9 protein-coding genes and 1 other RNA gene are annotated in these 11,598 nt (G+C 48.7%); 9 read left to right on the top strand and 1 reads right to left on the bottom strand.

The window, feature by feature from the left end; genetic code table 11:
- Positions 1–275 precede the first annotated feature (275 nt).
- From glmU to D0S45_14330, 9 genes are all read left to right on the top strand, one after another.
- The gene (glmU, locus tag D0S45_14370) at positions 276–1,658 is read left to right on the top strand and encodes a bifunctional UDP-N-acetylglucosamine diphosphorylase/glucosamine-1-phosphate N-acetyltransferase GlmU (GenBank protein TIH13796.1); all 1,383 of its coding nucleotides are present in this window, start codon (positions 276–278) and stop codon (positions 1,656–1,658) included.
- 287 nt (positions 1,659–1,945) lie between these two features.
- Positions 1,946–2,194: a cell division protein ZapA gene (locus D0S45_14365; GenBank protein TIH13795.1), complete on the top strand. Its 249-nt coding sequence runs from the start codon at positions 1,946–1,948 to the stop codon at positions 2,192–2,194.
- 37 nt (positions 2,195–2,231) lie between these two features.
- Positions 2,232–2,415: non-coding RNA, 6S RNA (ssrS, locus tag D0S45_14360), on the top strand.
- A gap of 194 nt (positions 2,416–2,609) precedes the next feature.
- Positions 2,610–4,166, top strand: a complete 1,557-nt coding sequence (rny, locus tag D0S45_14355) for a ribonuclease Y (GenBank protein ID TIH13794.1) — start codon at positions 2,610–2,612, stop codon at positions 4,164–4,166.
- Positions 4,167–4,330: 164 nt separating this feature from the next.
- The gene (locus D0S45_14350; GenBank protein ID TIH13793.1) at positions 4,331–5,119 is read left to right on the top strand and encodes a TIGR00282 family metallophosphoesterase; all 789 of its coding nucleotides are present in this window, start codon (positions 4,331–4,333) and stop codon (positions 5,117–5,119) included.
- A gap of 169 nt (positions 5,120–5,288) precedes the next feature.
- Positions 5,289–6,557, top strand: coding sequence for a tyrosine--tRNA ligase (locus D0S45_14345; protein TIH13792.1), 1,269 nt, complete (start codon positions 5,289–5,291; stop codon positions 6,555–6,557).
- Positions 6,558–6,822: 265 nt separating this feature from the next.
- Positions 6,823–7,266 (top strand): DMT family transporter, encoded by a 444-nt coding sequence (locus D0S45_14340; protein TIH13791.1) that lies wholly within the window; start codon positions 6,823–6,825, stop codon positions 7,264–7,266.
- A 37-nt stretch (positions 7,267–7,303) separates the two neighbouring features.
- Positions 7,304–8,188 (top strand): 4-hydroxybenzoate octaprenyltransferase, encoded by an 885-nt coding sequence (locus D0S45_14335; protein ID TIH13790.1) that lies wholly within the window; start codon positions 7,304–7,306, stop codon positions 8,186–8,188.
- A 327-nt stretch (positions 8,189–8,515) separates the two neighbouring features.
- Entirely contained in the window at positions 8,516–10,099 is a 1,584-nt protein-coding gene (locus tag D0S45_14330; GenBank protein ID TIH13789.1) for a PAS domain-containing protein, read from the top strand.
- A 166-nt stretch (positions 10,100–10,265) separates the two neighbouring features.
- Here D0S45_14330 and D0S45_14325 read toward each other — a convergent pair whose 3' ends face one another.
- Positions 10,266–11,585: a histone deacetylase gene (locus D0S45_14325; GenBank protein ID TIH13788.1), complete on the bottom strand. Its 1,320-nt coding sequence runs from the start codon at positions 11,583–11,585 to the stop codon at positions 10,266–10,268.
- Positions 11,586–11,598 lie beyond the last annotated feature (13 nt).

Below are 11,598 nucleotides of genomic sequence, written 5' to 3'. Positions count from 1 at the left end.
TCCTACGAAAAAACGTTGCCCGAGAAATGCTTCCACAAACCTGCCAACTGATGATATTGTCATTTTAGCCATGTCAGCCTCCTGCTAGTTTCACTTTTACTGGTATACTACCAGATTAAACAGGGGAGTGCTGACATGGTATTTTTTGTGCGAAGAGTTGCATATCCCTTTGAAAAAGCGGTTAAATTAAATTCAGCAAAATTTTATTACGCATTTACTCAAGTGCGGCAACCTGTTAACAAGTGGCGAGTAATAAATATTGGAGAATAGTTTATATGAATAATTCATTTGCTTGCGCCCTTGTTCTCGCGGGAGGCAAGGGTACACGTATGCATTCGGACAGCCCCAAGGTGCTCAAGACCCTGCTGGGCGAATCCATGCTCTACTATGTATATAAGGCCCTGAAACCTTCCCTTGGGGATGAAATTTTTACCATTGTCGGCTTTGCCGCCGAGCAGGTTGAAAAAGCATTTCCCGATATGAAAGACTGTTTCGTGCTTCAGGCTGAACAGCTCGGTACCGGACATGCTTTGCAGATGGGCTGGGATCGCATCAAGTCCACTGGCGTTGAGTATTGTCTAGTCATTAACGGCGATACTCCGCTGATTCAGGAGCAGGTTGTTACCGATTTTCTTGAAGCGGTCAAAAAAGATGGTGCTGATCTTTCCTTCATGAGCATCACTCCTGATAAACCGGCTGCCTTTGGGCGGGTTATTCGTGATAAAAATGGGCAGGTCTCCGCCATTGTTGAGGCCAAGGATTATGACGAATCCGTGTATGGTCCGGCCAGTGGTGAAGTTAATGCCGGGATGTATTGTCTTAAGATCTCCACAGTGGATGGTTTGCTTAGTAAGTTGACCAACAATAATAAGAGTGAGGAGTATTATATTACTGATCTTGTTGACCTTGCTGTGGAATGTGGCATGAACGTCACCGCAGTGAATGCCGGAAACTCCATAGATCTTATGGGGATCAACAGCCCTTACGAACTCGCTCAGGCTGAGACCACCCTGCGTTTGAGAACAGCTGAAGAGTTGCTTTTGAGCGGGGTGACTCTGCATAATTGGGAATCCGTTGTGATCGGACCCGGAGTTGTTATTGAGCCGGGTGCTGAAATAACAGGCCCTTGCGAGATTTACGGTCGGTCCAAGATTGGTCGCGGTGCAGTTCTTCAGTCACATGTCCGCATTGTGGACAGTGTTGTCGAAGGCGGTGCAGTGATAAAAGCCTACAGTCATCTTGAAGGGGCTCAGGTCGCTCCCGGCTGTATGGTCGGGCCTTACGGACGTTTGCGCCCCGGTGCTGTTCTTGAGGAAGAATCCAAGGTCGGTAACTTCGTGGAAGTGAAAAAGGCTGTACTCGGCAAGGGTGCAAAGGCCAGCCATCTTACCTATCTTGGCGACAGCGAGATCGGCGCGGGGACAAATATTGGTGCGGGCACCATTACCTGCAACTACGATGGAGTGAACAAGCACAAAACCGTAATCGGAGAGGGTGCGTTCATTGGCAGTAACACTGCATTGGTGGCTCCAGTCACAATAGGTAAAGGCGCCTTGATCGGAGCCGGTTCCACTATCACCAAGAATGTAAAAGATGGAGACCTCGGCGTTGCAAGAGGCAAGCAGGTCAACATTTCCCGGACTTCTAAGAAGTCTTGATTTTGTAAAGATAAGGTATTAGGTTAGGACTATGGAAATAATCGCTCATTTGGAAGAACGTTTCGATAAAATGCTGCAAAAAATTAAGCAACTCGAAGAAGAGAATGCATTTCTTCTTGAGGAACTTGAGCAGGAGAAACAGCGTAAGGACGATGTCCGCAGTCGCATTGAAGTTCTCCTGAACAAAGTTGAAGGTACCATCGAATAAGGGTTTCGGATCCTGATCCCTGTAAAAGCAGAAGGTCGGATTTATATAAATTCTAGAGGATTACAGTCGCCGGATTAATATGCCCCGTTATACTATTCCCGTACTCGGACTTGAAATTTCATTTAAGACCGATGCGGATAAAGAAAGAATAATAGCCGCAAAGGATGTGCTCGAAGAGAGATTCAGCGAGCTTATCCGGGGCGGAAAAGATGTCAGCAGGGAGAAGTTACTCACTTGTCTGGCGTTAAGTCTGGCCGATGACTACCTTGAACACAGCCGCAAGCTCGAAACAATGGAAGAGAAAATAAACGCGCTGTTAGAGAAGTGATAAGCTGTGCATAGCACTGCTTTTTAAGATATAAGAAATTTCCCTGGGGAGTGCGTGATTGCCCTATAGCTTTTGAACCAATATAAAAAGTAAGGGAGCCAAGCATTACCGGAGTGGTGTGCAAGCCCGGTTCGGCCGGGAAGCCTGAAACTTCGGGGGCGGCGCCCACCTGTTAGACTAGGTTCTAACGTATACGGCAACACGGCATCTCCGGGGTCCCCTTTTTTGGGAATTTCGACCTTGGTATGAATTTACAGGTTTAATTTATTAAATTTTTCTGCCGGTCGACTTAAACTCACCTCATTCAGCCTTTATTCTCTTCTTTCCATTGCAGATTGTTATAATCTTTCCGATTGATTGATCGGTAATGACGAATCAGGTCCTTTGAGGCCTGTCAACATAAAAGGAGAAAGGCATGTTTGGGGATTTTTTTCTGATTTTATTTGGAATCGCCCTGGGTGCCGCAGGCGGTTATGCCCTGCATAGGTACGTGAATTCCAAACGTCTGGCTGATTCGCAAGGATTGGCAGACCGTATCGTTCAGGAAGCCCGTAAAGAAGCTGAGGCCATGAAAAAGGAAATCAAGCTTCAGGGGCAGGACGAAGTTTATGCTCTGAAAAAAGAGCAGGAAAATGAGTATAAAGAAATGGAGCGCGGCCTGAAAAGGCAGGAGGAGCGTCTTCAGGAAAAAGAAGAGCGTCTTGAGAATAAACTTGAGAAAGTAGCCAGCAAGGAGTCCGAAGTTGTGACCCTTGAAAAGCGCATGATCAAGCAGGAAAAGAAGCTTGAAGGTCTTCGCGAAGATCTTGAAAAAAGAAAAGATGAGCACGAGCGTAAATTGCAGGAAGTCTCCGGTCTGACTGTTGAAGAAGCGCGCGAAAAGCTCATGACCGAAATTGAAAGCCGGACCCGTCACGAAGCTGCCAAAATGGTTCGTTCCATTGAAATGGAAGCTAAAGAAGAGGGAACCCGTAAGGCCCGTAAGATTTTGGCTCTTGCCATCCAGCGTTATTCCGGCGACTACGTGAACGAGCAGACCGTTACCGCTGTGACTCTTCCTTCTGAAGATATGAAGGGCCGCATCATCGGACGTGAAGGTCGTAACATCCGTGCGCTGGAAGCTGCCACCGGTGTTGACCTGATCATTGATGATACCCCTGAAACAGTAGTTCTTTCAGCTTACAGCCCGCTGCGTCGCGAAGTCGCCAAGCAGGCTCTTGAGCGTCTGATCCACGATGGACGTATTCATCCTGCCCGCATTGAAGACATCGTCAATAAAGTTGAGCAGGAAATGGACGTCAAACTCCGTGAAATCGGTGAACAGGCTACCTTTGATGTTGGCGTACACGGTATCCATCCCGAAATAGTTAAGCTCATCGGTCAACTTCAGTATCGCACAAGTTTTTCCCAGAACGTACTTCAGCACTCACTTGAAGTGGCTTTCCTCTGTGGAATCATGGCCGCCGAATTGGGCATGGACGAGAAGATCGCCAAGCGTGCAGGTCTGCTGCATGATATCGGTAAGGCTGTTGACCACGAAATTGAAGGTCCTCACGCAGTCATCGGTGCCGATCTGGCCAAGAAGCATGGTGAATCCAAAGAGATCATCCACGCTATTCAGGCTCACCACGAAGATGTTCCACCCAAATCAGTTCTCGCGACTCTCGTACAGGCTGCGGACTCCTTGTCCGGTGCCCGTCCCGGTGCGCGTAAGGAACTTCTGGAAAACTACGTTAAGCGTCTTGAAGAGCTTGAAAATGTGGCTACCTGTTTTGACGGTGTATCCAAGGCTTACGCCATTCAGGCAGGCCGTGAGATTAGGGTTATGGTTGATGCTGAAAAAGTGTCTGACGATAACACCCATATGCTCTGTAAAGATATCGCTACCAAGATTGAAAACAACATGACTTATCCGGGGCAGATTCGCGTGACCGTTATACGCGAACGGCGCTCGGTGGGCTATGCTAAGTAAATAACTTCTCAAAAGGCCCGGTTAACCGGGCCTTTTTGATATGATGCGCTATCGCGCTTTTGTTGATTTTATTTCGCCTCCGGCGGGCAGAAGGGCTAAGCCCCTCTGCACTCCCTATTAGTTTAAGTCTAGTTTCTGTTCAGCAAAATCAAAAAAAGAATCCCATGCGTATATTATTTCTAGGTGACATATTCGGCAGGCCCGGTCGTAAGGGGATTGCTGCTAAGGTGAAGGTGCTTCGTGAGGAGCTGAACCTTGATCTTATTATTGCCAATGGGGAAAACGGGTCTCAGGGTATCGGTCTTTCGATCAAGAATGCCCAGCAACTGCTGGACTACGGCATTGATATTCTTACCTCCGGCAATCATATCTGGAAATTCAGTAATATTTATTCTTTTTTAAAGACTTGCGACCGGATCGTGCGCCCGGCCAACCTGCCGGAAGGAACCCGGGGCAGGGGCTGGACTTCTTTCATGGTCCGTGATGAAGTGCCCGTTGCGGTTATCAATCTGCAAGGGCGGGTCTTTATGGACCCGGTGGAATGTCCGTTCAAGTATGCAGACAAAATTTTAGAAGAAATTGACCCTGAAATTAAAATCAGGCTGGTTGATTTTCATGCTGAGGCCACTTCAGAGAAGCAGAGCCTCGGACGTTATCTTGATGGACGAGTCAGTGCCGTGCTGGGCACCCATACCCATGTGCAGACCAACGATGCCCGTATTTTTGAAAATGGAACCGGCTACATCACCGATGCAGGTATGTGCGGTCCCATAGAGTCCTGTCTGGGCCTAAGTCCCAATCCGGTAATCAAAAGATTTGTGACTGGACTGCCCCAGAAATGGAAAGTGGCAGGCGGCCCCATAGAACTTCAGGGCGTGCTGCTCGAAATAGATGAAGAAACAGGCCGGACTGTCTTAATTGAGACATACAATTCAGGCCGCATGATTGTATAATAAAATTTCATAAAAATACTGCCTATCAGCGATTCATACCAGCGAAGCTTAGTAAAAGTTTTTGGGATTTTTAAACCCTTTTGCAAAAGGGGTTGAGCCCGCCGGGAGGCTCGCCGAAGGCAAAAAGCCTAATGCAGGCAATAAATACATTCTAAAGAGGTTTAACCAAATGAACATTTACGACGAACTAAAGTGGCGAGGGCTGATCAATCAGGTATCTGACGAAGAGAAGGTGCGTGAGTATCTGGATACTCCGGGTCAGTACATGTATTGCGGCTTTGATCCCACTGCCGATAGCCTGCATATCGGTAACCTTGTTCCTTTGCTCAGCCTTGTACGTATGAAGCGTGCGGGTCACAATCCGCTGTTTCTGCTCGGTGGTGCAACCGGACGTATCGGTGACCCCAGCGGTAAGGACAAGGAAAGGGAATTTACTTCTATCGAAAAGGTTGAATCACAGGCTGCAAACATCAGAACTCAGATTGAAGCTTTTGTTGAGCGCAACACTGGTGAAAAAGCCGAAGTAGTTAATAACTACGACTGGATGAAAAAGATTTCCTTTCTTGATATGCTACGTGATGTAGGTAAGCACTTCTCCGTTAACTGGATGATGGCTAAAGAATCCGTAAAGGGCCGTTTCGGTCGCGATGATGTGGGTATTTCCTACACTGAATTCAGCTACATGCTTCTACAGAGCTACGACTTTTATCATCTCTTCAGCGAGAAGGGCTGCCAGCTTCAGATCGGCGGCGGAGACCAGTGGGGTAACATCACCGCAGGTTGTGAACTTATCCGCCGCAAGGCACAGGGCGAAGGGTTCGCAGTAACCTTCCCGCTGATCACTACCGCATCTGGACAGAAGTTCGGTAAGAGTGAAGGCAACGCTGTTTTCCTGAATCCTGAACTGACTTCCCCGTACACTTTCTACCAGTTCTGGATCAATACTGATGACCGCGACGTGATCAATTTCCTCAAGTACTTCACTTTTCTCTCCGCAGACGAGATTGCTGAAATCGCAAAAGAGCATGAGGAAGCTCCGCATATGCGTGCAGCTCACAAGCGTCTTGCCGAAGAAACCACCATCATGATTCACGGCAAGGAAGAGTTGGACAAAGTTCAGGCTGCCACAGCAGCGCTGTTCGGTAAGGGCGAGATCAAGTCTGTCGACGCCACAACCCTGCGCGGTGCCATGGAAGCTGCCCCCGGTGTTGAATACGTCAAAAGCGACTTGCCCGACCTGCCTCAGATCCTGCTTGATCTGGGCATGGTTAAATCCAAAGGTCAGGCCCGCAAAGATATCAAGGGCGGCGGACTGTACATCAACAATGAGCGCGTAGCAGATTTCGATTACGTGCCCGGTGATGATGACTTTATCGGCGGCGAATGCATGCTTATTCGTAAAGGTAAAAAGAACTACGGTCTTGTTACTTTGAAATAAGAGAAGAATGCCTCCGGCGGCTTAAACCCTTTTGGGAAAAGGGTTTAAGAATCCCAAAACTTTTTATTAGGGCTTTGCCGGGTGGCGTCTTAGATTTTAATATGATTTGTAAACAGGCCGCACTATTGAGCACTTCAATAGTGCGGCTTTACTTATGACGGGTTTCCGCTAACGTAGCGAAAGCTTGTTAAAAGTTTTTGAAGAGTCCAGAGAAACTTTTTCCAAAAAGTTTCTCTGGTCCCCGAAGGGCCGCCGGAGGCAAAAAATGCGTTTATTTTTTATAATTATGTCTTTCGTGTTTGGTGCCTTGGCGCCTACGCAGGCCGGGGTGAACCTGAAGCTTCGTGGCTTTGTGGGTGACCCTATTCTGGCGGCTACTGTTTCTTTTATGGTCGGTACGTTTACGCTGCTGGCTTATGCGTACTTTACCAAAGTTCCGCTCCCTGAAGGTTCTGCTGTGTTTAAAGGCCCATGGTGGATGTGGACCGGTGGATTCATGGGTGCTTTTTTTGTGGCTGCGGCGGTGGTTGTGGCTCCGGTTCTGGGCGCCGGGACCATGATGTGCTGGATGGTTGCCGGTCAGATGGTTGCCTCTCTGTTGCTGGACCATTACGGTGTCATAGGGTATGCCGTGCGGGAGGCTTCACCGGGCCGTATTATCGGGGCATTGCTGGTCATTGTCGGCGCGGTGCTGATTGAGAAGTTTTAGTGTGCTATCATTGGGTAAAAGTTAAAGGAGTGGGGTTTTGAAGGATATTCTTTGCAAATACTTGAAGAAGTTGTGGGAAAATACAATTCTGGTCTGTCGGATGATCAAGATCGAGCATTCCATTTTTGCTTTGCCTTTCGCATATATGGGGTATTTTCTTGCCACAGGTGAATGGGCCGGATTCAAACCTTTTGCTTTGCTGACCGTGGCTATGGTGGCAGTACGTTCCTTTGCCATGGCGGTGAACAGACTTTTTGATATCAATATTGACAGCGAGAATCCTCGTACCCGTACCCGTCCATTGGTCACCGGGGAGCTGACTCCGTTTTTCACTTTTTGTTTTATCGTGGCCTGTGCGGTTGTCTTTGTCTTCGCCTGTAAGGGAATGAACGAACTTTGCTACAAGCTTTCGTATTTCGCACTGGGCTGGTCCGCCTTTTATTCCCTGACCAAGCGGTTCACCATGCTTTGCCACTTTGTGCTTGGTTCTGTGTTGGGCCTTGCTCCGTTAGCTGGTTGGCTTTGTGTTGATCCCAATTTTTCCCTGCCCGCGATCCTGTTTTTCTTCGGGGTCATGTTCTGGGTGGCCGGGTTCGATATCCTGTATGCTACGCAGGACCGCAGGTTTGACCGCAACCGGGGGCTGAATTCTGTTCCCGCCAACCTCGGTATTCATAAAGCTTTGACCATCTCTACTTTCAGCCATGTAAATACGGTCATCTTTTTTGCCTTGGCCGGATTGGCTGCCGGATTGGGCTGGATTTATTTTTCAACCCTTGCTGTTGTGGGCGGAATTCTTATTTTTGAGCATCAGCTTATTTCCGCCGATGATATGAGCCGGGTGAACATGGCCTTCTTTACCATGAACGGGGTCATTTCAGTGCTTTTGTTCTTAGGGACTCTTGCGGATATAATGATTTAGGATCATGAACTGATGTGTTGGTTTAATTGTAAGTAAAAAATAAATATTTGTATCTTAAGAATATATTGCGGGAGTTTGGAGGTATTCCAGACTCCCGTTCTTGTTTTTGATAATTTGGACATCTAGACAAGTTCTTATAAACGTCTTAGTAGTGTCCTTGCGAGGTTTTAAAGAAGGTTCGGCTTTGAAGGCTTGAAATATGGCCAGCTGACAGCTGATGTTCCGGTTAGAATGTCCCCGTAGGACAGTCTAGCCGTGGCTGAGGGTGAAGCTGGTTTTTCGGATATTTCGTGAGAAGTATCTATAAGCTGTTCAGGGAGAGCTGACATGGATAATGGAAATGCAAAATTTCTGCGTGTTCTTGCAGGAGTTTATTTTGGGGTGTTTGTTGCTGCTGCAATTCTATGCGGCGTTATGCTGACTGTTTACAGTAATGAACCTTGGGCTTTGACCGGACTGGCTTCCGGGTTAATAGCATTTCTGGCTTTGCTGGGAATCGGATTTTTTACCATTCTTAAAACACAGGTCGTCCGGCCTGTGCAATGTATCACTAATTTTGCTGACCTTGTGATCAAAGGTGACTACTCGGATGCTGATAAATGTACCAGCCCCGGTTTTGATGGGTTGCGTGCTGCGATTAGCGAGTTGAGTGATGTCTACAAAGAACGTTTGGGCTTCAGCACAAGTATTCTTGAAGGGCTGCCTCTGGGGTGCTGTATTGTTGATACGAAAGAGCACATCAATTTTTTGAATAAAGAAATTCTGGAAATGATTGGCTCCAACGCGCAGCCTGAATCATATCATGGGCGCATGATTTCCCAAATTTTTTACCATGATGACCGCAAATCCCTTATCGGCCACTGTATGGATGATGATACCCGGGCTATGAACCGAGAGGTTATTTTCAAGCATGTGGACGGAAGTGATATTAATATTTTAGCCAACCTTTTCCCCCTGCATGATGTGGTCGGGAATGTTATCGGCGGTTGCTGTCTGTATATTAACACCACTGAGCTTAAGCAGCGTGAAGCGCATATAATTGAGCAGAATGAGTTGATTGCAAAGGCTGCTGATCAGGCTAATTCGGTTGTTTACGAACTCAGCAGTGCCGCGGAACAGCTACGCGGATTGGTTGGCGAGGCCCGTAAGGGAGCTGTAGCCCAGAGTGAGGAGGCCGGACAGGCCGCCACTGCCATGGAAGAGATGAACGCTACTGTACTTGAGGTTGCCCGCCATGCGCAGGAAGCTGCGAGTGATGCAGATAAAGCAAAAGCTGATGCGGAAAAAGGCGAAGATACCGTGGCCGGGGTAGTTAGTGCCATTGATGAAGTTTCCGGTCAGGCCAGTTCCCTGAAAGCTTCCATGGAAGATTTGGACGTCAAGGCCGAGGCCATCGGTAGTGTGCTGGGCGTGATTGAAGATATTGCAGACCAGACCAACCTACTGGCCTTGAATGCGGCCATTGAGGCTGCCCGTGCCGGTGAGGCCGGACGCGGGTTTGCCGTTGTTGCCGATGAAGTTCGCAAGCTTGCGGAAAAGACAGTGCAGGCAACTGCCGAAGTTCATAAGGCTGTGGGAGATATTCAAAACGGAGCTAAGACCAATGTGCGGGCCACTGAAACCGCAGTCGAGTCGGTAACCCGTAGTACCGAGCTTGCCGGGGAGTCCGGTGATGCACTGGCCCGGATTGTGTCTATGTCTGAAGAGACATCCGACCGGATCAGGTCTATTGCCACTGCCGCTGAGCAGCAGGCCGCAGCCAGTGAGCAGATAAACCGCTCCACTGAAACTGTCAGCCGCATTTCAAGTGAGACCGAGCAGGCTATGGTTGAATCTGCTGAGGCCATTGAAAAGCTGGCTCAGTTGGCGGATAATCTTTCTGATATTATCCACGGAATGCAGAATAAATAATCAAGTTTTTTAAATAAAAATTAAAGCGGACAAATCTAATCAGATTTGTCCGCTTTTTATTTAACTGACTAAAAAGTAAGTTAAAGAGGCGAAGCCTAACAAAAGTTTTGATTCGCCTCGTCCTGAGGCATTCCCCTCACAACCTGAGGAGTTTTCGTTTTTTTTGTCAAAATCCGTAGCGCAGGTAATCCTTATCCTTGCGGTTGATCAGCTGGATATAGCGGTAACGGCTTTTGACTTGCGCTTCTTCAAGTAAAGAATAGCCCTGATTGCGACAGCTTTCGCAGGCCGCAGCTGGGATCTCCAGCCCGAAGCCCATGGGGCCGCCTTCGCGCTGGGTTTCTACCTTAAGCAAGCCTCGGCAATTTTCGCAGAGCAGCAGGGATTCGGTCTGGGATTCGGTAAACCCTTCGGTGTCGTAGAAAATATTACGATGACGCACGGACCAGTTCCCACTGACCACGCCTTCACTGCTTTTGGCAGGGGGATTGAAATAGATATCCTTTACCCCTTCGCAGATGGTCGCGATATAATTCATGACCTCTTCGGATTCCTTGAGTGCCTTGGGATTGAACCCCGGTTCGCGCACATGGGAATAGTCGACTCCGGCCATGGCCAGACTGATGCCGAGGTTTACGTAAGGCAGTGCTCCCTGAATGGCGTATCCTCCCTCAAGTACGGCTATGTCCGGCTTGAGCATGGAGTTGAGCGCAGCGTATCCTTGGGCCGAGAAATTCATGTTGGTGATCGGGTCGGTGAAATGGTTGTCCTGCCCTGCGGAGTTGATGATCAGGTCCGGCTTGAAATCTTCAAGAATGGGCATGACCGCTTTTTCCATAACCATCATGAATCCGTCGTCGGAGGTTCCGGGGGGCAGAGGGATGTTTACCGTACGCCCTAAAGCCTTGGGACCGCCTGATTCTTTGGGAAAACCTGTGCCGGGATAAAGGGTGCGTCCATCCTGATGCAGGGAGATAAACAGGGTGTCAGGGTCGTGCCAGTAGACATCCTGCGTGCCGTCTCCGTGGTGGCAGTCGGTATCCACAATGGCGATGCGTTTTGGTCCGTAGTTTTCACGGATGTATTCGCACATGATTGCTTCGATGTTTATGGCGCAGAATCCACGTGAACCCTGAACTGTCTTCATGGCGTGGTGTCCCGGCGGACGCACGAGGGCAAAGGCACGTTTACGTTCACCTTCCATGACCAGTTTGGCGGCTTTGATGGCCCCGCCAGCGGAAATGCAATGTGAGCGGGTGGCAATTGCCTCGGCTTCGGGAAAGCAGAAGTGGACCCGTTCAATATCCTCGCTGCAAGCCACTTCGGGCTTGTATTCGCGGATGCCTTCGATGTCGAAAAGACCTTCCTCGCGCAGTTGGTCCTGCGTGTAAAGCAGCCTTTCTTCCCGTTCCGGGTGGGTGGGAGATATAGCCCAGTCAAAGGCGGGGAAAAATATGATTCCCAGACTGTTGTCAGCCTTGAGCATTATTGACTCCGTT

It is taken from the genome of Marinifilum sp. JC120, from assembly GCA_004923195.1.
Taxonomy (GTDB): Bacteria; Desulfobacterota; Desulfovibrionia; order Desulfovibrionales; family Desulfovibrionaceae; genus Maridesulfovibrio.
Note: the sequence above shows the minus strand (reverse complement) of the source record. Positions and strands in the feature narration are given on the sequence as shown.